Raw genomic sequence first — 22,163 nt, 5'->3', positions numbered from 1 at the left:
GTTTTGAACCCGGTAAGTCTGGGGATTCCGGCTCCGCGCTCAGTCCAGCGCGCGGTAGCGGAAGTTGCGGAAGGTTACCGCACCGTCGCCGGCCGCATACAGCGCCGGCTTCAACGCCAGGAACCTGCCCGCGACATTGTGATGGTAACCGGACACTTCCATCTGAACCGGATACTTCTGCCAAGTGTGCCCGTCGGTGCTGGAGTGGAAGGTGACGATGTGGCGGTTGTTGGTCACCCGCAACCACAGCCGGCCGCCGCGGCCCGGGGCCGGTCGGGCAGGGCGCTCCTCGCCGTAGCGATGCATGATGAACGACTCGCCGTTGCTGCCCACGCCCGCGTACAGCCGGTCGCTGTAGAACAGCAGCGCGCCGCCCACGGCACCGGGGGCGATCTCCATCTCCACCTCGAACTGATAGGCCCGGTCGCCGGCGATGGTGGTCAGCGGCGAGGCGTCGCGCGGCGTGCTGCCCTTGCCCTGCAGGACAAGGCCGTTGCCACTGAAACCCAGCCGGCGGTACTCATCCTGCGCCGGGTTGAAGAACGCCCACTGCGGGCCAAGCGTGCTGCCGCGGAAATCATCCGACAGCGCCATGCCATGCGGCGACAGCGCCTGTCCGGCCGGCTTGCGCAGTGGCTGACCAAGGTCTCCGCCCGTGGCCCGGAACCAGCCGTCAGCGGTCCATTCGATCGGTTCGAGCAGGGCCTGCCGACCCAGCGTCCAGAAGCCGTTCTCGTACCCGTGGTACATCATCCACCAGCGTCCATCGGTCCCTTCGATCACCGTCGCGTGGCCGCGTGACCACCAGGGCTCGGCCGCCGACTGCGTGCGCGTAATCGGGTTGTTGGGCGCGTTCTCCCATGGTCCGTGGATCGAACGCGAGCGCGCGGTGATCACCATGTGCCCGGTCGGCGGACCGGCGGTGCCGCCCACTGCCGTGGTCATGTAGTACCAGCCGTCGCGGACGTGGATCTTCGGGCCTTCCTGCGCGTAGGCCTCAACGTCCCAGTCCTGCGGGTAGCGCCAGCCGTCATAGACGTGTTTCGGCGTGCCGACCACGCTCAACCCGTCGTCGGCCAGCTGCACGTAATCACCGCCACTGAGGAACAGGTAGCGCTTGCCGTCTTCACCCACTGCATGGCCGGGATCGATGTAGCCACCCAGGCCGATGTCGATCGGCGCGCTCCACGGGCCCTTGATGTCATCGGCCCAGACCACGAAGTTGCTGCGGCGCTCGCCGGTGCGGGCCGGGAAGTAGATGAAGTAGCGCCCCCGATGCTTGACGATGTCCGGCGCCCAGATCGCCCCCACGTTGCGAGTGACCGCATGTCCCAGCGGCTGCCAGTTCACCAGGTCGCGCGAGTGCCAGATCGGGAGGCCGGGGTAGGCGTCGAACGACGACAGCGTGAGGTAGTAATCGTCCCCGTCCTTGAGCACCGAGGGATCCGGATGGTCACCGGCCAGCACCGGATTGAGGAACGTGCCATCGCCCCGGTCCGCCTGGCGCTGGTGTTCCAGCCCCCGCGCCCACTGCGCCGGCGCGCGCGCGGGCTCCGCCGCGGGTGCAGGCCGTGCCGGCAGCAACAGCACAAGCAGAGTGATGGTGGCGGCGATACACAGTGCACGCATGGCAGTCTCCTCGTGGCTCAGCCGCGCAGCGCGGCGGGCAGCCACAACGACAGTGAGGGGAAGAAGGCCACGACCAGCAGCACGGCGAGCGCGGCGAACCAGAACGGCCAGATCGTGCGCATGCTCTGGCCCACGCTGATCTTGCCGATGGCCGTGCCGATGAACAGCACCGAGCCCACCGGGGGCGTGACCAGACCCAGGCCACCGGTGAGCACCAGCACCAGGCCGAAGTGGATCGGATCGATGCCGTAGGCGCGCGCCACCGGCAGGAAGATCGGCGTGCAGATCAGGATCATCGGCGCCAGGTCCATGAAGGTGCCCAGCAGCAGCAGCATCACCACGATCATCAGCAGCACCATGAACTGGCTGTGCGCGAACGACTGCAGGAACTCGACGGCGGCTGCGGGCACCTGCAGGTAGGCCAGCAGCCAGCCAAACACGGCAGCGGTGGCGATCACGAACAGGATCACGCCCGTGCTGCGCGCAGCGTGGATGACGGTGTCGAAGAACTCGCGCCAGCGCAGTTGCCGGTACAGCACGGTGGTCACCAGCAAGGCGTAGACCACGGCGATGGCTGCGCTTTCCACTGCGGTGAAGATGCCGGCACGGATACCGATGAAGATCAGCGCGACCAGGCCCAGGCCGGGCAGGGCGGAGACGATGCGCAGGGCCACGGCACGCCAGCCGGGAAAGACCTCCACGCCATAGCCGCGGCGACGTGCGACCGCATAGCCGGTGACCATCAGCGCCAGCGTCATCAGCAGCGCAGGGACAATGCCGGCGGCGAACAGGTCGGCGATGGACAGGCCCCCGCCGGCGGCAGCGGAGAACAGGATCAGGTTGTGCGACGGAGGCACCAGCAGCGCCACCAGCGCGGCGGTGATGCTGACGTTGACGGCGAAATCGCGGTCGTAGCCGCGCTTGACCATCTGCGGGATCATCGTGCCGCCGACCGCCGAAACGTCGGCGATGGCCGAGCCGGACACGCCGCCGAAGAACAGCGAGGACAGGATCGAGACCTGGCCGAGGCCACCGCGCAAGCGCCCCACCAGCGACGAGGCCAGGGCGATCAGGCGCTCGGAGATGCCGCCGCGCATCATGATCTCGCCCGCGAAGATGAACAACGGAATGGCGATCAGCGAGGCCGAGCCGGTACCGGCCGAGATCTGCTGCACCAGCACGATGCTGGGGATATCCAGGTAGAGCAGGGTGGCCAGCGCGGCAGCGGCCAGCGCGTAGGCCACCGGCACGCCGAGCAGCAGCAGCACGGCAAACACGGAGAACAGGATGGTGATACCCATGGATCAACGATCTCCTTCAGCGTCTTCGGCGCCGGTGGCGCGGGCCTGCAGCGCGTTCCACGCACGGTTCAGCGCGAACAGCAGCATCAGCCCGCCGCCCACCGCCAGTGGCAGGTAGTTGATGCTCTGCGGCAGATCGGCGCCGGCGGTCTTGATGTCCAGGCCGTCGAGCAGCAGATCACCCGACCAGAAGGCGATGAAGCCTCCCAGCACCGCCACCACCAGCTGCACCAGCACGTCCACCGCACGGCGCAGGCCGGGGCCCAGGCAGGCATGCAGCAGGAAGAAGCCGAAGTGGCGGTTGGTGTGCACACCGCAGGCGGCGCCCAGGCTCATCGCCGTGGCCAGCAGCAGCAGCGTGACCGGCTCGGTCCAGCTGGGCGAATCGTTGATCACGTAGCGCGCGAACACCTGCCAGCCCTGCACCACCACCAGCCCCAGCAGGGCAGCAACGGCGCCGTAGATGGCGATGTCGGCGATGCGGTCCAGCAGGCGCTGGCCAGGCCCGGTGGCGGGCGTCGTCGTCTCGATCATGGCAGTGTCCTCAGGCGGCGCGGATGCGGTCGACCAGCGCGGCAATCTCCGGCTGCTGCAGGTACTGCTGCAGCAGCGGCTGGGCGGCGGTGCGGAAGGCGGGCATGTCCACCTCGTTGGCTTTCACCCCATAGGCCAGGACGGCGCGGCGTGCGGCGTCCTCCGACGCATCCCACTGCTCGCGCATCACCTTCACCGACGCGCGCGCGGTCTGCAGCAGCAGCTGGCGGTCGTCAGGCGACAGGCGTTCGAAACTGGCGCGCGACATCAGCAACACATCCGGCGCGTACGAATGGTCGCTCTGCGACCAGTAGTGCGCCGCTTCGAAGTGGCGGCTGGAATGGAAGCTGCGCATGTTGTTCTCGGCGCCGTCGATCATGTGGGTTTCCATCCCGGAGAACGTGTCGCCCAGCGACATCGGCGTCGGATTGGCGCCGAGCAGGCGCATCAGCTGGATGAAGATGTCCGATGAGGCGACGCGCAGCTTCAGGCCGTGCAGGTCCTTGGGCGAAACGATGGGGTGCTTGGTGTTGTAGAAGCAGCGTGCACCGGAATCGTAGATCGCCAGGCCGACCAGGCCGCGGCCCTGGAAGCCGCGCAGCACGGCTTCGGCCACGCCGTCATCCAGCGCGGCACGCTGGTGCGCCACCGACGTGAACACGTAGGGCAGGCACAGCGCCTGGGTCAGCGGAAAGGCATTGTTCAGCGCACCGGCATACACGCGGGTGATATCGATGGCACCGAAGCGCGCCATGTCGATCGCCTCGGATTCGCGGCCCAGCTGGCCGGAGTGGTACTGGCGCAGGCGCAGGCGACCGTTGGTTTCGCGCTGCAGCGTTTCGCCGATCCACTTCACCGCGGTGACGGTAGGGTAGTCGGCCACATGCACGTCGGTGGCGGTCAACAGCGCGCCACCGGCCATATCGCCGCCCGGCCCGCGGCCACAGGCGGCGAGCATCGGGGTGGCCAGGGCAGCAGCGCCACCGGCCAGGAAGTTACGTCGTGTGATCATCTGCGCCCTCCCGCGCGTGTTCACCAGGGCAGCCCCGCGGTCATCCCGCGGGCACGGCCCGGCAGGCAATGTCACCGAAGCCGGCAAAGCGCACCAGCGCCGTTTGTCCTGCCTCGATATCGTGGATGCCGGTGGCATTGCCGGTGGCGATCAGGTCGCCCTTGCGCAGCGGCCGGCCACGCAGGGCCGAACGGGACAGCGCAAAGGCATAGGCCGCGCGCAGGCCACCGGGCAGGCGGGTGGCGCCACCGGTGCCGACCACCTCACCTTCGATCAGTGTCTCGGCACGCAGCGAGTTTTCGTCGCGTGCGGTCCAGTCGACGATCTCCGGGCCCAGCACCAGGCCGTTGTTGTTGCCAAAGTCGGACACCACCACGCGCGGACCAAGTTCGTTGATGGTGGCCAGCGGGCTGCTGGCCACTTCCACGCCGATATAGAGGCGCGCAGGCAGCGCTTCGGCCTGTTCCGGGGACCAGTCCAGCTGTCCGGCCGGCGCGTCCTCCAACAGCTCCAGCACGTACTCTGCTTCGACTGCGCCGAAGCCCCCGACGAAGACCGGGATGTCGGTTGTTCCACCGGTATCATTCCAGAGCTGACGTTTGAAGATCGGCCCCAGCAGGCGCTCATCGCCGGAGCCGTCGCGGCGCTCGGCAGCGATGTAACCCACCTTCCAGCCGACCACCGTATCGCTCCACAGGCCAATGGCCTGGTCCTGCACGTGGTAGGCAGCCACCAGATCGACGGGGATCTCTCCGGGGAACGCGGGCAGGGCCTTGCCTGCGCGGCGTGCATCGGTGAAGGCGCGGGCGATGGCGGCTGCACCGTCCGGCGCCGGCCTCTGCCCCTGTGTGCCGTGTTCGTTGCTCAAGAACGGTCTCCCTCTGCGTTGTTGCACTGCCCATCGACAGCGTCTGCAGGAGGTGTATATGGTAAACCGGTGTCATCACGCAAGCCGCAGCGCATCACACCCGCTTCCGGGGCGCCTGCGGCACGCTGCCCACCCTTCGCTGGAGCCCGGTCCGCCATGCGTCTGCCCCCTCTTGTGCTGTTCCTGTGCGTTCTGTTGACGCTTGCCCCGGCACGTGCCAGCGACGTCCCGCTGCGCGACGGCCAGCGGCTTGCCGGGGAGGTGGCGGGCGAACGCCTGCCGCTGTGGCCGGACGGCCAGGTACCTGGCCAGAGCGCTCCGGCACGGAAGGCGCGGGTGGTTGAGCGCAGCGCCGATCCGGCCCATCCGGACCGGTTCGTGGACGGGATCGATGCGCCATACATGATCGTGCACGCGCCGCCACGTCCGAACGGGCAGGCGGTGCTGGTCATTCCGGGCGGCGGCTACCAGCGGGTGGTAATCGACAAGGAGGGCAGCGCGCTGGTGCCGGACTGGGTGCAGCGGGCAGGCTTCACCCTGTTCGTGCTTCGCTACCGCCTGCCGCAGCCGGGCAGGGACCGCCAGGCGGCGCTGGCCGATGCCCAGCGTGCGCTGCGGGTCGTGCGCGACCAGGCCGCGCGCCGCGGCCTGGAGGCGGACAATGTGGCGGTCATGGGCTTTTCCGCCGGCGGCCACGTGGCTGCGCGGCTGGCCACCGGCTTCGATGCGCCGGTCTATCCCGCACGCGATGCGATCGATCAGCTGAGCGCGCGCCCGGCACGGGCGGTGCTGGTCTACCCGGTCATCGACATGGGCGCGCATGCGCACAGTGGTTCGCGCGGGCGATTGCTGGGCGAGCGCCCTGACCCCGCATTGGCGACGCAGTACTCGGTGCAGGAGCACGTGCGTGCGGACATGCCGCCGACGATGCTGATCCATGCCAACGACGATCGCGTGGTCAGCGTGCACAACAGCGAGGTGATGGCGCAGGCGCTGGCCAGGGCGGGCGTCGAGCACGAACTGCATGTGTTCGCCCATGGTGGCCACGGCTTCGGCATGCGCCTGCAGCCCGGCTCCACCTTGGCGCAGTGGCCAGCGCTGGCGCAGGCATGGCTGACAGCAGGAAAGGATGCGGAGCGCAGCCGATGACGGGAGCACCCGACGATCTGCAGCGCCGCCGTTTCCTGCGCGACAGCGCGCGCTGGGCGCTGGCCACGGCCACGCTGGTGGCACTGCCGGCAGCGGCGATGCCCGCTGCACGCGACGAACGCCTGCCGATCGTCCGCGTGCGCGGGGGGCGCCTGCGCGGCCAGCATGAACAAGGCGTGCTGGTATTCCGCGGCGTGCGCTACGGCGCCGATACCGGCACCCATCGCTTCCAGCCACCACGCCGGGAAGCGGCATGGAACGGGATCGCCGATGCACTGGACTATGGCGCGGCCGCACCGCAGGGCGGCGCGGAAGGCCCCGGCAGCGAAGACTGCCTGTTCCTCAACGTCTGGACCCCCGCACTGGGGGATGGCGGTCGCCGCCCGGTGCTGGTCTACATACACGGGGGTGGGTTCAACAACGGCTCCGGCAGCGATCCGCTGTACGACGGCAGTGCGCTGTGCCGCCGCGGCGATGTGGTGGTGGTGACCCTCAATCATCGGCTGAACACCTTCGGTTACCTGTACCTGGGCGCACTTGGCGACGCACGCTACGCCGCGTCGGGGAATGTCGGCCAGCTCGACCTGGTGCAGGCGCTGCAGTGGGTGCGCGAGCACGCGGCGATCTTCGGCGGTGACGCTGGAAACATCACCGTGTTCGGCCAGTCCGGGGGCGGCGCCAAGATCGCCACGCTGATGGCGATGCCGGCGGCACGCGGCCTGTTCCAGCGCGCGTGGACGATGAGCGGGCAGCAGGTCACCGCGGCCGGCCCGCGTGCCGCCGCGCAGCGCGCTGCCATCGCAATGGAGGCAGTGGGTGCAAAGGACCTGTCTGCCCTGCTGCGGCTCCCGGCCACGGATCTGCTTGCAGCCACCCGTGCCCGCGATCCATCGCGGGTGGAAAGCACGTCGCTGTACTTCGGGCCGGTACTGGACGAAGTCTCCCTTCCGGTGCATCCGTTCTGGCCGCAGGCGCCGCGGCAGTCGGCCAGCATTCCGATGGTCATCGGCAATACGCGCGACGAGACCCGTGCCTTCCTCGGCAACGATCCGGCCAACTTCACCTTGACCTGGGAGACGCTGCCGGCACAGCTGCAACGCCAGCAGTTCGTGGATCTGCTGCCGCAGACGGTGATCGCCGAGTACCGGCGCCTGTACCCGCATTACACGCCTTCGGAGGTGTTCTTCGCGGCCACTACCGCAGGACGTTCCTGGCGCGGCGCAGTGGAGGAGCTGGAAGCGCGTGCGCGCCAGCCCAGCGGGGCCGCGCCCACCTGGGCCTACCAGCTGGACTGGGGCTCACCGGTGGAGCAAGGCCGGCTGCGCGCCTTCCACACGCTGGACATCCCGCTGGTGTTCGACAACGCCGGCCTGCCCGGCGCACGCACCGGTGGCGGCGCGGACGCGCATACGCTGGCGGCGACAATGAGCGACGCACTGATCGCCTTCGCGCGCAACGGCGACCCCAATCATCGCGGAATGCCGCAATGGCCCCCCTACGCGCTGCCCCGGCGGCAGACCATGCTGTTTGATCGCCAGAGCAGCGTGGTGGACGATCCTCGTGCCGGCGAACGTGCGCTGTATGCAAAAGTACCGTTCGTGCAGCGCGGCACGCAGTGATGACACCGCGGTGCAAACATTCTGTTAACCCCTCTCGGCTAGAGTCGGGGCATGGGAACGATGTCCTTGCCACCGTCATTCACCGGCCGGGAGCGGCTGTTCGCTGCGATCGATGCCGCGGTGATGCTGGGCACGCCGGAGGCCATCACCGGTGCGCTGCAGCAGGTGCTGCGCGAGGCCATCGTCGATCCGTCCATCCAGCTGCCCCCCTGCGTGCGGCGCCCGGTCGAAGGGCATTACGCACGCCGTGAACTGCACCGCAGCCCGACCCTGGGCTACAGCGTCATCGCCATGTGCTGGGGCCCAGGCCAGGGCACGCCGCTGCACGACCACGATGCGATGTGGTGCGTGGAAGGCGTCTGGCAGGGCGAACTGATCGTCACTCCCTATGCGCTGATTGAACAGGATGGCGAACGTCATCGCTTTGCCGCCCAGCCCACGCTGTACGGCCACTGCGGTAGTGCCGGCAGCCTGATTCCGCCGCACGAGTACCACACGCTGTGCAACGCCAGCGACGCGGACGTGGCCGTGTCGCTGCATGTCTACGAGGGCGTGATGGAACGCAGCGCGGTGTTCGAGCCATTGGATGATGGCTGGTACCAGCGCCGGATGAAACGGCTGGAGACCGAGGCGTCCTGACCCACGCCGGATCACGCCCGGCGTAATGCAGGCATCATCGCGGCACGCCGACCACGTTGTTGAGCCGGGTCACTTCCTCGCCACCGTCGGCCAGCGCCACGCGCACGCGCAGGCCGCTGCGGTCACCGGCCGGCAACGGCAGCCAGACCTGCACGGTCTTCGGCTGCAGGTCACTGGGTGCCCCCAGTGCCGGCACGTCCGTGCGGGCGATCTCGCGACCGCGCGCGTCTTCCAGCATTGCTACGGCCACGCCGGTGCCGACATGGCCCAGGCTGTGCACGGTCACCTGCAGCTGGCTGCCGTCGATGCGTACGTCGCCGCGACCCACGCCCAGGTCCGGCCGTGTTTCCACCGGTGTTCCCTCGGACACGCGTTCGAACTCGAACACCTCGGTACGCCCGGGACGGAACTGCAGCGCCACCGAAGCGCTGGTTTCCAGCTGTACGCGGCGTTCGGCGGGCGTGCCGTCGATGTGGCCATCGCCATCGGCATCCACGCCGCTGCGTATCCGCCAGGTCCCGCTGGCCACGTTCCAGCCGGTCATGTCGGCGCCGATGGTGCGCGTGCCCAGGTTGTAGCTGGTAACGGTGAAACGTTCACGCGACGGCGCATGCACCAGCAGGGCGACCTGTTCGGCCGCTCCATCGCGGTCGAAGCGCCAGCTGACGGTGTGGCCGGGCCAACTCTGGTTGCGCTTCAGCGCGATCCCACCCAGGCGTGCGCGCTGGAGGAATTCACTGGGCGCTTCCACGCGGTCGGACCACCAGTGGCCCTCGGTGTTCATGTACGCGCGCTGCACTTTCGCCTGCAGGCCGTCGGCATGCAGGGCGGCGATGTATGACCTGTCGCCGCTGGCCTGCCAGGCCATCAGGCTGGCGAAGCCGGTTTTTCCCGCGTCGGCCTCGGCGCGCAGCAGCGGATACCAGTCCTGTTGCCGGCCCAGTACGTCCACGACGTTCTCGCCCAGGTTGGCCAGTGCGCCCGGACCGCCACGGGCCACGCGGTAGTCCAGTGCCTGCAGGTACTTCGCATCGCCGCTCCAGCGCCACGCCGCCCAGAAGGTGTGCATCGTGTCGCCACTGCCGGAGCCGTTGTTCAACTCGCCGCCGCGGGTGGCACCGCTGGCCCAGTTGATCTCGTTGGGCAGGGTGAAGCGTCCCTTGTCGTCCTTGCCTGCGTGGGCCAGATAGCCATCGGCCAGGCCGATCACCAGCCCGCGGCCGGTGGGATCGGCGTTGTACTGGCCCAGCAGGAACGCCGGGTGCAGCACCGGGAAAGAATACGGCTTCTGCCACTGCCAGTTCGGTTCGCGGTAGACCTTGTTGCCACCGAACCAGTTGCTGGAGAACAGCAGGTGGCCCTGCGGGTTGCGCAGGATGATGCGCTCGTCGAAGGCCTTCACCGTTTCCATCAGGCGTTCCAGCGTCAGCGGATCGCCCCAGTTGAGGTAGAGCATGGCGCTGTTGGTGTTGATGCCTTCCTCATAGGAATGCAGCTCGTCGGTCTCGATGGTACTCAAGCCGTTGCTGAACATGCCGTTGCGGTACACCGCGTCGGACAGCGCGGTCAGCGAGGCGTTCAATCGATCCGGCTGCACGCCCATCAGGGCCAGCCCCGGCCACTGCTGGGTCAGGTCGGAATCGTCCGAAATGCCACCACCGAAGTCACCGTAGGCCACCTGCCGTTCGTCGATCCACCAGTCGACGAACTGCCGCACCTGCGCCAGGTCCTGCACCTGGTTGAATGCCCACGCCGGCACGCCCCTGGGCACGGCAGGCGCCGTGTAGGGCGGGCGGCCCTGGCTGTTGTAGCTGATGTAGTTCCAGTACAGGCGGCCGAGTTCATGGTCCGGATCCACCCGCAGCAGGTCGCTCAGGTCCGCGTACACGCGCGCGTACAGGCGCTGGCGCTTGGACGTGGTGTGCTCTTCCACCAGGAAGCCCCAGTTGTCGCGGACCTGGTTGAAGCGGTCGGCCACGTGCTCCTTCAGCGCGTCGGCACGCGGCTTGAACACCAGCCGGACCTGCGCACCGTCGAGGGCATCGGCATCGAAGCCTGGTGCGGCCGAGGCGATGCTCAGCCACAGGCTGTCCGGGGTGAGGATGCGATCGCGCAGGTCCAGCCACAGCGTGCGCGCCTGCCGTGGCGGCACCGACACCGATACATCGATCATGTCGCGCGCCGGCCAGATCGGATCCTTGATGCGGATGTTCAGCGGGATCAGTCCATCGTGGGTGGGCGGCAGGTCCAGCGCGGGAAGGTCGATGGCCACGCCGTCCAGGCCGTCGTGCATGTTCTCCCAGCTGTAGGCCCAGCTGCGGATCAGCGGCTGGTTGGCCGGCGCGTCACCCACCCCGGAAGGAATCAGCACGTGCACGATCGGCTGCGGATGTGCGGGCAGGGTGCCGGCATCCCGGCGGCGGGAACCAGCGCCCTTCGGCAGCGCCATCACCGTGCTGCGTTCGGCGGCCGGGAAACGTCCGTCGATGTAGCGGCGCAATGCGTCCAGGTTGGTGTAGTCGGGCAGCGCCCGGCTGTCGATGATGTAGGTCTGCTTCACCGTGCCTTCCGGCTCGGTGCCCTTGCTCACGTGGTAGGCCCAGATTTCCTGGATCGGTGTTTCCTGCTCGACGTTGCTGAAACGCAGCACGCCGCCGCGCTGCGCGGCAATGTCGTCGACGCTGCGCACCACGCCGCGCGGGCGCCTGACCAGCACGTCGGTGGCATGTCCGGCGTCGGGCCCGTGGGAAAGGGTGCCGAAGGCCGCACCACGGATCTCCACCCGGTTCACCGTTTCGGTGGCCGGCAGGGTCAGGTCCAGGTGCTGGCCGCCTTCCACATAGGTGTTCCAGTCCGGAAGCTGGAAGTAGTCATTGCGGCCGGGCAGGCGCGAGCGGTTGTACACGCCCGGCCAGGTGGTTTCGGCGATGCCATCGGTGGCCTTCCACATCCACGCCTTCAGGTCGCGGGTGTCGGCGAATTCGATCTTGCGGATGCGGGTGCCGCCGGCCGCCAACGCTGGGGGTGCAGCCCCTTCCCAGCCGAAGCGGTGGCGCCAGGCGCGCGTGCCATCGCCGATCGCCACGGCGCTGGCTGGCTCGCGGCCGCGCGCCAGCGTTGCCACCGCCGGCGCATCCAGCATGCGGTCGTAGACCCGGATGTGCTGGAGATCGCTCCCACGCAGGAAGTTGTAGCGACTCTGCACCTGGTACGGTGCCATTACCCGCCCGGCAAGGCCGAGCTGGTCCAGCGCGGCATCGTAATTGCCGGTGGCCTGCGCGCGCGCCACTTCGCGGCCATCGATGAACAGGCGCACGCCGTGGTCCTCATCCCAGGCGAAGGCCAGGTGCAACCACTGGTCGGGACGCGGCAGTGCATCCATGCGGAACGACACGCGTGTGCGTGCCAGGTTGGCATCGGTGACGAAGGCATCGAAGCCGTGCCCGTTCCAGTCGATGCGCAGCCAGGCCATGTCCCAGCTGCTGTGGTCGGCGTAGCCGACGCGGAAGATCACGAACGGCGCTTCACCCACCGCGTAGCGTGAACGCCAGTCGAAGGCCAGCGTGCCGCGCTGGGCCAGGATGTTGCCCGGCGCGTCCCAGGCAAGCACGCCGTCGTCTTCCCATTGGATGGCCTTGCCATGCTGGCCGTCGTCGACCACCGCGACCTTGTCGCGAAAGTTCGCTACGGCCTCACCGTGAGCGGTCACGGCCTGCAGGCCGTGATTGGCATCCACATGGAAGAGCAGGGTGGGGACATCGGCGGCGGCCGTCGCGGGGCCTGCAGCCAGGGCCACTGCCAGCAGCAGGCAGCGGGACACGGTCGTGCGGTGCGGCATGGAGACATTTCCTTTCAACGGGCGACGGCCGGCGGCGGGCCGCCGGACCGTAGCAAGGCCACGCCGCAGCGGCACCTTGCGGCGCAGCAGCGGTCATGGCGAACCGCGGCGCGTATCGGTACGCGCCGCCGGCGTTGCTCAGAACTTGTAGCGCACGCCCAGCAGGAACTGGCGGCCGGTTTCGGTGTACTGGAGTGGCAGGCGGCCGGTGGCGGGCGAGTACACCCATTCATCCGAGGCTTCGTTGGTCAGGTTGATGCCTTCCAGGCTCAGTTCCAGCTGGTCGCTGATCTTGTAGCGGATGGACGCATCAATGACCGTGGTGCCGGTCATGCCGTGGTAGCCGTCCAGGTTGAAGCCGGTTTCCTGACCGGGCACCTGGGTGAGGTAGTCATCGCGGTTGGTGGCGGAGACGCGGCCAGCGAAGGTCTCGCCTTCGTAGAACAGCGTTGCGTTCCATGACGATTTGGACAGGCCCAGCAGATCGTTCTTCATCACCGGCTGGCCAGCCGAGTTGATGTACTGGATCTTCGATTCGACCCAGGTGTAGTTCAGCTGCACGCCCAGGTTCGACCACTTGCCCGGCAGGAAAGTGAAGGGCTGGGTGTAGTTCGCCTCGGCGCCGTACAGCTCACCGCCGGGGGTATTGACTGGCCGGGTGAAGGTGAAGTCGTCGGTGGGCGAGGCGCCGGTACCGGTCAGCAGTTCGGCAGGCAGGCCGCTGTCGGTGTACGGGCGGTTCTCGCGCAGGGTCTGGACCGAGGTCTCGATGTCCTTGTAGAACAGGCCCAGGCCCGCCATCGCGCCTTCGGCGAAGTACCACTCGAAGCCCAGGTCGACATTGGTGGCGCGCGTCGGGTCCAGGTTGGGATTGCCGCTGGAGATGGTGCGCGCACCACCGGCCACGGCCACGGTTGCACCTGGCGTCAGGCTGCCCAGGCCCGGGCGGGTCATGACCTTGGCCGCACCCAGGCGGATCAGGAAATCGGGCGTGACCTCGGCCACCAGGTTGAACGAGGGCAGGGTGTCATCGTAGGTGCGGGTGGCGGTGGTGGAGGTGGTACCACTGGCCAGCGTCGACAGCCCGGTGGAGGTCTGCCTGGTGCGCACGTAGCGCACGCCGAAGTTGCCCGACAGCGGCAGCGAGCCGATTTCGGTGCTGAACTCGCCCATCAGGTAGGCACCACGGTCCTTCTCTTCCACGCTGCGCACGTTGTTGGCGCGCGGCGCGACGGCATAGATGCCGCTGTTGCTGTAGATGTCGAACTGGTCGGCGATTGCATCCAGGTTCGGCACCACCCAGTTGGATGGATTGCCATTGATGCCCTTCAGGCCGGCCTGGTTGATCATGTCCACGGGCACGATCCTGCTGCCGCTGGCGAAGGTCGGCACGGCCAGTTCGCTGGCACGGCGCAGTTCGGTGGTCTTGAACGTGTAGTCCTTGGCAAGCACGCCGCCCTTCAGGCGGAAGCCGGGGCTGATGTTCCAGTTGAAGTCGATCTGGCCGGTATCGAAGTCGTTGTCCACGTACTGCGGGCGCAGGCGGATTTCCGCCAGTTCCCAACCGTTGGGGTCGGTCGGGTCGATGCCGTAGTTTAGGATCGGGAAGCGGCTGTTGCCACGGTAGTCGTAGCTGTAGCCCTTGACGTCGTACTTGTCCATGATGACGGTGGTCTGCACTGGATTCTCGTGCCTGGAGCGCGAGATGCCCAGCTTACCGGACACGGTGAAGTCGTCGCCGAAACGGTGCTGGCCGTTCAGGCTGATCTGCTTGAACTCGGTGCTCCACTCGTCGTGGCGGTTCTCGGTACGGATGTCGACGTTGTCGAATTCACCGTACAGCAGCGCGCCGTTGCGGATCTCGCCGTTCCTGACGATGGTACTCGGCTTGCCGACCAGGCGCGGGGTGCTGCTGCTGCCACGGCTGAAGGAAATCGCTTCGATGTACTGCTCGTCGCGGGTGGCATCGATCTTCGAGTACAGCATGTCCAGCGATACTTCACTGGCATCGCTGGGCTTCCACTGCAGCGAGCCGGTCACGCCCAGGCGCTTCTGCTCGTGTTCCATCTGCACGTAGCGCGGGAAGCGCGGGTGGAATACATCAGCGGCGCGTGCGGCGGCGAACGGCGATGACGCAGCGAAATTGCCATTGCTCGGGCCGTTGGCCCAGCGGCCAGTGTTGGAGCCTTCCTCCAGTGCCTGGCGCTCGGAGTAGGCCACCGACAGGAGAGCGCCGAAGGTACCATCGGCGAAGGTGTTGGAGACCAGCGCGGCCAGCCGCGGGTCGGCCTTTTCGGCCATCTGGTTGTAGCCGGCCTGGCCGCTTGCGGCGAAGGTGAAGCCGTCGTAGTCGAACGGGCGCGCGGTGCGCAGGTCGACAGTGGCACCCAGCGAGCCTTCCTCGACGTCGGCCGAGGCGGTCTTGCGCACCACCAGCTGCGAGAACAGGTCCGAGGCAAACACGTTGAAGTCGAAACCGCGGCCGCGGTTGGTACCACCGCTCTGGTCACCGGCGCCGACGGTGGTCAGCGCTTCCATCCCATTGATGCGCACGCGGGTGAAATCCGGGCCCAGGCCGCGCACCGAGATGTTGCGGCCTTCGCCGGCTTCGCGCGTGATCACCACGCCCGGAATGCGCTGCAGCGATTCAGCCAGATTGAGGTCGGGAAACTTGCCGATGTCTTCGGCGACGATGGCATCGACCACACCGGCCTCGCCGCGCTTGATGTCCAGCGCCTTTTCGACACTGGCGCGATAGCCTGTGACGTTCACCGTGTCCAGGTCGGTAGCGGTCTGCTGCTGGGCGGCCGCGCTGGTGGACAGGGCGAGTCCCACCCCCAGGGCCAGCAAGGTAACCGGTGTCTTTTTTCCATGGATCCGAGATTGCATGCCTTTCCCCTCTCCCAAAGGTCTGGTATCGCAGCTGCGCGGCGAAATGACACCGCTAGTCAAAACCGACGTTAGCAGCACCACCGGGATCGGGCATCTTGCACCGCAACAGATTTGCAATGTCTCCAAGACGCTTGCAGGACAAAGGTTTCGACATATCGCCCAAGCGCTCTCAAGGCGTCTTCGGTCTAGAATGACACCGCTAGCCAATCGCCACGCCCCTCGCGTGGTCCACTTACACGCCATGCAGTGTCCCATGCTGGTGGCACGCGTGAAGGAGCTGAGATGGGTCGTATCGTGTGTTTTGGAGAGTTGTTGCTGCGCCTGGGTGCCCCCGGCAACGAACTGCTGCTGCAGTCGCCGCAACTCCAGGTCCATGTGGGAGGGGCCGAAGCCAACGTGGGTGTCTCGCTGTCCCGGCTTGGACATCAGGTGGCCATGGTCAGCACCGTGGCCGGCAATGCGCTGGGGGCGCATGTACTGGGTGAACTGCGGCGGCACGGCGTGGATACGCGCGGTGTGCGCGAGGACGCCGAGGGCCGCATGGGCCTGTACTTCCTCACCACCGGCGCGGTACAGCGCGCGAGCGAAGTGGTCTACGACCGCGCGGATTCGGCGTTCGCGTGCAGCACTGCAGCCGACTACGACTGGCCAGCGCTGCTGCAGGACGCGCAGTGGCTGCACGTCTCCGGGGTCAGCCCGGCGTTGGGCCCGCACGTGGCGGCGGCCACGCTGGCGGCGGCGCGCGCGGCAAGACAGGCCGGTGTCCGCGTCTCCTTCGACGGCAATTTCCGGCCCCGCCTCTGGCAGCGCTGGGGAGGCGATGCGCAGGCGGTATTGCGCGAACTGTTCGCGCAGGCCGACATCGTGTTCGCCGACTACCGCGACATGGAGGTCGTACTGGGCACCCGCTTCACCCAGCCGGACCTGATGGAGCGGATCGACGCGGCCGCTGCCGCCGCGTTCGGTGCCTTTCCGCAACTGCAGTGGATGGCCTGCACGCAGCGGCAGGTGCTGAGCGTGGACCACCATGTGCTGGGCGCTGTGTTGCTGGGTTGCGACGGAACCCGCGCACAGGCCCCACTGCGTCATCTGCAGGGCATCGTCGACCGCATCGGTGGCGGTGATGCCTTCGCGGCCGGCATCCTGCATGGCATCCTGTCCGGCCTTGATGCCGACGCCACCGTGCGGTTCGGCCTGGCCGCCGGGGCGCTGAAGCACTCCATCCCCGGCGATTTCAATCCTGTCAGCGAAGCTGACGTGCTGGCCCTGATGGGCGAGGAGCGATTCGATGTCCGCCGCTGATCCGCGCGTACGCGCGGTCCTGAAACTGGCACCGGTGATTCCGGTGTACACCCCCGAAAACGTGAATGACGCGGTCGAAGTGGCCCAGGCCCTGTTCCGCGGCGGCCTGCCGGTGATCGAAGTGACCCTGCGCACGCCGCAGGCGCTGGACGCGATCACAGCCATGGTCGAGGCCGTACCGGACGCGGTGATCGGTGCCGGCACCGTGCTTACCCCGGCACAGATGCAGGCGGCGAAGCAGGCCGGAGCGCGTTTCGCGGTGTCCCCCGGCGCCACGCCGGCACTGTACGCGGCCGCGCACGATGCCGACCTGCCGTACCTGCCCGGTGCGGCCACGGCCTCGGACCTGATCCTGGGCCTGGAGCACGGCCAAGACACGTTCAAGTTCTTTCCCGCCGTGCAGGCCGGCGGTGCCGCGCTGCTGGCGGCCTGGCACGGTCCATTCGCCGACGTGCGCTTCTGCCCGACCGGTGGCATCAGCGCGCAGACCGCGCCGCAGTTCCTGCACCTGCCCAACGTGCTGTGCGTGGGTGGCTCGTGGTTGACCACGCCGGCACTGCTGCAGACCCGCGACTGGGAGGCCATCGAGCGCCTCGCCCGCGAGGCCTCGGTGCTGGCCAGCTGAACCCGGCGCACGGATCTTCAAAGGTTTGATCGTGATCAAAGCGCCGGCCTCGTGCCGGCGTCATTCTGTGGGCAAGCGCACTACGGAGATCCGAACATGAATTCCACCATGAAGGCCGCTGTCGTGCGTGAGTTCGGCAAGCCACTGGTCATCGAGGAAGTCTCGGTACCACGCCCGGGGGCGGGCGAGGTACTGGTCAGGATCGAGGCCTGTGGTGTCTGCCACACCGACCTGCACGCCGCCGAGGGCGACTGGCCGGTCAAACCGAACCCGCCGTTCATCCCCGGTCACGAGGGCGTGGGGCACGTCGTGGCCGTGGGTGGCGGGGTCGGGCACGTCAGGGAAGGCGACAGGGTCGGCATCCCCTGGTTGTACTCGGCGTGTGGCCATTGCGAACACTGCCTGGGGGGCTGGGAAACGCTGTGCGAAACGCAGCGCAACACCGGTTACTCGGTCAACGGCGGCTTCGCCGAGTACGCACTGGCCGATGCCAACTATGTCGGCCTGCTTCCAAAGGACGTGGGCTTCGTGGAGATCGCGCCGGTGCTGTGCGCCGGCGTGACCGTCTACAAGGGCCTGAAGGTCACCGACACCAGGCCCGGTGACTGGGTGGCGATCTCCGGCATCGGTGGCCTGGGCCACATGGCCGTGCAGTACGCCCGCGCAATGGGCCTGAACGTGGCGGCGGTGGACGTGGATGACAACAAGCTGGCGCTGGCGCGGCAGCTCGGCGCGCAGGTCACCGTCAACGCGCGTACCACCGACCCGGCCGCCTTCCTGAAGAGGGAGATCGGTGGCGCACACGGTGCACTGGTCACCGCGGTGTCGCCGAAGGCGTTCGAGCAGGCACTGGGCATGGTCCGCCGCGGCGGCACTGTCTCGCTCAATGGCCTGCCGCCCGGCAACTTCCCGCTGGATATCTTCGGCATGGTGCTCAACGGCATCACCGTGCGCGGCTCGATCGTCGGCACCCGCCTGGACCTGCAGGAATCGCTGCAGTTCGCTGCCGAGGGCAAGGTCGCCGCCACCGTCAGCACCGATCGCCTGGAAAACATCAACGACGTGTTCGCACGCATGCACGCGGGCACCATCGAAGGCCGCGTCGTACTGGACTTCGCCGCCTGACCCTCCGTGCATGGCCGCCGCCGCTCCGTCCCCCTCTCCCACGGACGCGGCGGCCATGCCGATTCATCGCCAGCGGGCACTCGCGCGGCCGTACAATGCGTGCATGCCCGGCGTGCTCAAGATCCTGTTCCTGTCCATCGTTGCCCTGCTCGGCGGCGTACTTTCACTTGCGCTGGTGAGCAGCGTCGCCAGCTGGCTGCCGCCGCTGGTGGGCATGCCGCCGGACAACAACAGCGCGCAGCTGGGCTGGGACCTGTCCTTCAGCGTGCTCGGTGGCATCGCGGGTATCGCCTTTGCCACCTACTACGCGCCCTGCTGGCCGCGTTCGCACGGCTTCTCGATCTGGTCGCTGGTCGCGCTGGGCTGTGGCTACGCGATGTGGACGGCGGGTGCGGATTTCCCGCTCTGGTTCGTCATTTCGCTGCTGGCGTCGCTGCCGCTGCAATTGCTGGCCGGCTGGTGGTTTGGCCGTCGTCCCTCGCGCGATGCAAGGTGATGCCGCCCCTGTAGAGCCGAGCCTGTGCTCGGCTTTCATGCACATTTACACAGGCAGCCGAGCATAGGCTCGGCTCTACAGGTCCATCCGCGGCAGCGTCTGCTTCAACGCATCGATGCCCTGCCACGGATCCGCTTTCAGCCGCTTCGCGCGCGCCAGCGCCTTGGCCATCGAAAACGCATCCGCCGCACCGACGCGTGCCAGTTCCTCCCAGCGCAGCGGTACCGCCACACCGGCACTTTCACGCGCACGCAGCGACCACGAGCACACGCTGGTGGCGCCCCGCGTATTGCGCAGCCAGTCGATGAAGATGACGCCGCCACGCTTGGCCTTGCTCATGGTCGCCACGTAGTGGTCCGGCGCGCGCTCCGCCATCGCCCGGGCAAATGCCTCGCAGAACACCCTGGCCTGTTCCCAGTCGGCCCTGGGCTTCAGCGGCACCACAACGTGCACGCCCTTGCCACCGGACAACCGCACGAAGCTCTTCAGGCCGGCCTCCTGCAGGCGGTCACGGACGTCACGCGCAGCGGCCTTCACCTGTGCCCAGCTGACGCCTTCTCCAGGGTCAAGATCGAACACCAGCCGATCCGGATGCTCGGGGTCGGCGACGGTTGCACCCCAGGGATGCAACTCCAGGGTGTTCATCTGCACCAGCTGCAGCAGGCCCCGTGCGTCGTCGATGTAAACGTAATCCTCGCGCCCGCTCTTCTGCTGCAGCGGCACCGCATGTACCGCATCGCCCAGGCCGGCACCATGGTGCTTCTGGAAGAAGCAGGCCTTGCCGACGCCGTCCGGGCAGCGCAGTAGTGACAGCGGACGCGCGCTGATTTCCGGCAGGATCCAGCGCGCCATGCGCTGGTAGTAGTCGGCCACGGCGCCCTTGGTCAGCTTCTGCTTTGGAAAAACCACCCGCTCCGGATGAGTAATCTGGACCTCGCCTCCAGCTTCGGTATCTGCGATGTTCATTCCAAGGTCCTCCTTCGGCGTGTCGCTGCGCAGCCGCTTGAAACCAGCCTGGCGCAGGTAGGCCGCCGCGTCGGATCACCCTGCGCGGGCGTGTCGTCAGGCGCCGGCGTCTGCCCTGCGCCGCCGCCAGGTCGGCGCTTTCGCCGGTACTGCTCCAGCGACATGCTCAACCTGCCTTGCGGCGTGCAGCGGTCTTCTTTGCAGCTTTCTTCGCAGCCTTCTTGGCTGCCTTCTTTACCGTGGATTTGGTGGCTGCTTTCCGCGTTGCCGTCTTTTTCGCTGGCGTGCGCTTGTTGGCATCCAGGCTCTTCTGCAGCAGCGCCATGAAATCGACCACATTGGTGCTGGCGTCCTCGCGCGGTGCAGGCTCATCGTCGACCCGCGTGGTACCCCCCTTGGACTTGATGCGCTTGTTCAACACCTGCTGCAGGCGCTCGCGGAATTCATCGTGATACTGCGACGGATCCCAGTCGCCGGCCATCGACTCGATCAGCTGTTCGGCCATCGCCGTTTCCTTGCTGGTGATGCGGTAGTCGGACAGCTTGCCGGTGGGCAGCTTGTACTCCTCCGGATCCACCAGTTCCTGTGGATAGCGCAGGATCATCAGCACCAGTGCGTCCTCATGCGGCATCACCGCGCACAGGTACTCGCGTGTGCGCACGACCACCCGCGCGATACCGACCTTGCCGGTGCTGCGCAGGGTCTCGCGCAGCAGCACATAGCCTTTCTCGGCCTTCTTGCCGGGCACCAGCAAATACGGTTTCTCGTAGTAGCGCGGATCGATCTGCGATGCATCCACGAACGATTCCACTTCTACGGCCTCGTGGCTTTCTGGTGCCGCCGAACGGATATCGCCTTCCTCCAGCACGACATAGCTGCCCTTGTCGTACTCGTAGGCCTTGACGATGTCCTTCCAGGGAACTTCCTCGCCCGTATCGGCGTTGACCCGCTCAAAGCGGATCGGCTTGCGATCGCGGGAGTCGAGCATGCGGAACTGCAGATCGACCTTGCGCTCTCCGGACATCAGTGACACCGGCACATTGAGCAGGCCGAACGAGAGCGTGCCAGTCCAGATCGGGCGGGCCATGGGCGTACCTTTGGCGGGGCAGGGTGCCCAGCGTGGGCCGGAGGGCGTAAACCAACCGTGTCCGTGCCGTGCACGTCAGGTGGCGCGACCACTTGGCTGTAGAGCCGAGCCCGCGCTCGGCTGCTTCAAGTGCCCGCCACTACTGCAGCAACGGCCTCACCGCCGCCGCCGGGATATGGTCCAGCGCGCGCCAGGCGTCCTCCACGACCGGGCGTGCCTGCGACCAGCCCAGCCGCGACTGCCCGCGCATCTGTTCCCAATGCTCGGCCAGTTCCTCGCAGGTATCGGCAGCATCACCGCGTGGCCAATCCGCGGCATGGGTCGTCAGCGCGAAGGCATATACCGGGCACAGATCGCGCCAGTTGCGGTGGCTTTGGCCACGCCTCTCCTCGTAGTCGCTGATCATGTACTGCAGGTAGTCCTGCGCCACCGCCTGCGGATCTTCCTGGCGGCGCGTGCGGCGCTGGGCAGTGCGCTGGCCGAGTGGATCGAGCAGGGCGTTGAACACGGACGGTGCGGGTCGTTCAAGACGGGGCATGGCCGGCTCCTGCAGCGGGGGCGGGTGGGCAGGAATACGCGCGGTGCCGTTACCGGGGGGTGAGCGAGATGTTCATGACGCCAGGTTCGCAACGGCTTTACCTGCGGGGCGGTGTAGTGGAATCCCCCCAAGGGCAGGTACCAGACCATGAGCCGAGAGACCTCGCGAGACCCGCTGCGGGAGAACCACCCGCCCATTCCCGGCGAGCAGCGCGGCAAGCGCGATGCCGACAACGCCGACTACCGCGGCACCGGCGCGCCGTTCTTCGATGCCGAGCACGACCACCTGCCGGTGAAGCACGAGGCTGAACAGGCGGCCCAGGACCGCAAGGATGGCGGTGACCGCCACCGTGGTGGCCAGGAGAGCCCGCTCAAGCGCCGCGAGCGCAAGCAGCGCGCCAGCGACAACCAGGACGAGGCGCTGGAGGAGACGTTCCCGGCCAGCGACCCGACCTCGCCGTTCGTGCCGGCCAAGGCCCCCGACTGACCGGTAGTGCCGGCCGCTGGCCGGCAACGTCTGGGCTGCCCTACACAAAGCGATGCC

17 protein-coding genes and 1 pseudogene are annotated in these 22,163 nt (G+C 67.5%); 8 read left to right on the top strand and 10 right to left on the bottom strand.

Features of this window, described 5'->3' with window-relative positions:
* Window positions 1-39: 39 nt before the first annotated feature.
* The 5 genes from AC5P8J_RS16470 to AC5P8J_RS16450 are packed head-to-tail and all read right to left on the bottom strand — an operon-like array spanning window position 40 to window position 5,344.
* Entirely contained in the window at window positions 40-1,629 is a 1,590-nt protein-coding gene (locus AC5P8J_RS16470; protein WP_019337389.1) for a family 43 glycosylhydrolase, read from the bottom strand.
* A 17-nt stretch (window positions 1,630-1,646) separates the two neighbouring features.
* Window positions 1,647-2,930, bottom strand: coding sequence for a TRAP transporter large permease (locus AC5P8J_RS16465; protein ID WP_005421133.1), 1,284 nt, complete (start codon window positions 2,928-2,930; stop codon window positions 1,647-1,649).
* Between the two features lie 3 nt (window positions 2,931-2,933).
* Complete coding sequence (locus tag AC5P8J_RS16460; RefSeq protein WP_031270840.1) at window positions 2,934-3,464, bottom strand: TRAP transporter small permease; 531 nt, start codon at window positions 3,462-3,464, stop codon at window positions 2,934-2,936.
* 10 nt (window positions 3,465-3,474) lie between these two features.
* Window positions 3,475-4,476, bottom strand: a complete 1,002-nt coding sequence (locus AC5P8J_RS16455; protein WP_021204623.1) for a TRAP transporter substrate-binding protein — start codon at window positions 4,474-4,476, stop codon at window positions 3,475-3,477.
* A 40-nt stretch (window positions 4,477-4,516) separates the two neighbouring features.
* Window positions 4,517-5,344: a 2-keto-4-pentenoate hydratase gene (locus tag AC5P8J_RS16450; protein WP_019337392.1), complete on the bottom strand. Its 828-nt coding sequence runs from the start codon at window positions 5,342-5,344 to the stop codon at window positions 4,517-4,519.
* Between the two features lie 174 nt (window positions 5,345-5,518).
* On the opposite strand from AC5P8J_RS16450, the gene AC5P8J_RS16445 reads away from it, so the two are divergent.
* From AC5P8J_RS16445 to AC5P8J_RS16435, 3 genes are read left to right on the top strand one after another with little or no spacing between them, the layout of a single operon-like run.
* A complete protein-coding gene (locus AC5P8J_RS16445; RefSeq protein ID WP_021204622.1) occupies window positions 5,519-6,493 on the top strand; it encodes an alpha/beta hydrolase in 975 nt (324 codons plus the stop codon).
* Window positions 6,490-8,112 (top strand): carboxylesterase/lipase family protein, encoded by a 1,623-nt coding sequence (locus tag AC5P8J_RS16440; protein ID WP_111104104.1) that lies wholly within the window; start codon window positions 6,490-6,492, stop codon window positions 8,110-8,112. Before AC5P8J_RS16445 ends, AC5P8J_RS16440 begins: the two co-directional genes overlap by 4 nt.
* Before the next feature lie 51 nt (window positions 8,113-8,163).
* The gene (locus AC5P8J_RS16435; protein ID WP_111099263.1) at window positions 8,164-8,751 is read left to right on the top strand and encodes a cysteine dioxygenase family protein; all 588 of its coding nucleotides are present in this window, start codon (window positions 8,164-8,166) and stop codon (window positions 8,749-8,751) included.
* A gap of 34 nt (window positions 8,752-8,785) precedes the next feature.
* Here AC5P8J_RS16435 and AC5P8J_RS16430 read toward each other — a convergent pair whose 3' ends face one another.
* On the bottom strand, window positions 8,786-12,589 hold the full coding sequence (locus AC5P8J_RS16430) for a LamG domain-containing protein (protein ID WP_227854072.1): 3,804 nt from the start codon (window positions 12,587-12,589) through the stop codon (window positions 8,786-8,788).
* Window positions 12,590-12,727: 138 nt separating this feature from the next.
* Window positions 12,728-15,478, bottom strand: a complete 2,751-nt coding sequence (locus AC5P8J_RS16425) for a TonB-dependent receptor (RefSeq protein WP_029550752.1) — start codon at window positions 15,476-15,478, stop codon at window positions 12,728-12,730.
* A gap of 285 nt (window positions 15,479-15,763) precedes the next feature.
* On the opposite strand from AC5P8J_RS16425, the gene AC5P8J_RS16420 reads away from it, so the two are divergent.
* The 4 genes from AC5P8J_RS16420 (at window position 15,764) to AC5P8J_RS16405 (ending at window position 19,029) form a co-directional block, all read left to right on the top strand.
* A complete protein-coding gene (locus AC5P8J_RS16420) occupies window positions 15,764-16,783 on the top strand; it encodes a sugar kinase (RefSeq protein ID WP_227854073.1) in 1,020 nt (339 codons plus the stop codon).
* Entirely contained in the window at window positions 16,770-17,408 is a 639-nt protein-coding gene (gene eda, locus AC5P8J_RS16415; protein WP_058983180.1) for a bifunctional 4-hydroxy-2-oxoglutarate aldolase/2-dehydro-3-deoxy-phosphogluconate aldolase, read from the top strand. Before AC5P8J_RS16420 ends, eda begins: the two co-directional genes overlap by 14 nt.
* A 96-nt stretch (window positions 17,409-17,504) precedes the next feature.
* The gene (gene adhP, locus AC5P8J_RS16410) at window positions 17,505-18,533 is read left to right on the top strand and encodes an alcohol dehydrogenase AdhP (RefSeq protein ID WP_180877398.1); all 1,029 of its coding nucleotides are present in this window, start codon (window positions 17,505-17,507) and stop codon (window positions 18,531-18,533) included.
* Window positions 18,534-18,636: 103 nt separating this feature from the next.
* Window positions 18,637-19,029: a hypothetical protein gene (locus AC5P8J_RS16405; RefSeq protein ID WP_227854078.1), complete on the top strand. Its 393-nt coding sequence runs from the start codon at window positions 18,637-18,639 to the stop codon at window positions 19,027-19,029.
* A 75-nt stretch (window positions 19,030-19,104) separates the two neighbouring features.
* On the opposite strand, the pseudogene ligD reads toward AC5P8J_RS16405, so the two are convergent.
* From ligD to AC5P8J_RS16390, 3 genes and pseudogenes are all read right to left on the bottom strand, one after another.
* A pseudogene (ligD, locus tag AC5P8J_RS16400) lies at window positions 19,105-20,052 on the bottom strand (non-homologous end-joining DNA ligase); the annotation flags it as partial.
* Window positions 20,053-20,161: 109 nt separating this feature from the next.
* Window positions 20,162-21,082, bottom strand: a complete 921-nt coding sequence (ku, locus tag AC5P8J_RS16395) for a non-homologous end joining protein Ku (protein ID WP_021204616.1) — start codon at window positions 21,080-21,082, stop codon at window positions 20,162-20,164.
* 139 nt (window positions 21,083-21,221) lie between these two features.
* Complete coding sequence (locus AC5P8J_RS16390) at window positions 21,222-21,620, bottom strand: hypothetical protein (protein ID WP_021204615.1); 399 nt, start codon at window positions 21,618-21,620, stop codon at window positions 21,222-21,224.
* 147 nt (window positions 21,621-21,767) lie between these two features.
* Here AC5P8J_RS16390 and AC5P8J_RS16385 point away from each other — a divergent pair, with 147 nt between their 5' ends.
* Entirely contained in the window at window positions 21,768-22,106 is a 339-nt protein-coding gene (locus AC5P8J_RS16385) for a hypothetical protein (protein WP_005411772.1), read from the top strand.
* Window positions 22,107-22,163 lie beyond the last annotated feature (57 nt).

Source organism: Stenotrophomonas sp. YJH_SMC_37, from assembly GCF_059370035.1.
The sequence above is the reverse complement of the archived record's forward strand: the minus strand, read 5'-3'. Positions and strand labels throughout refer to the sequence as shown.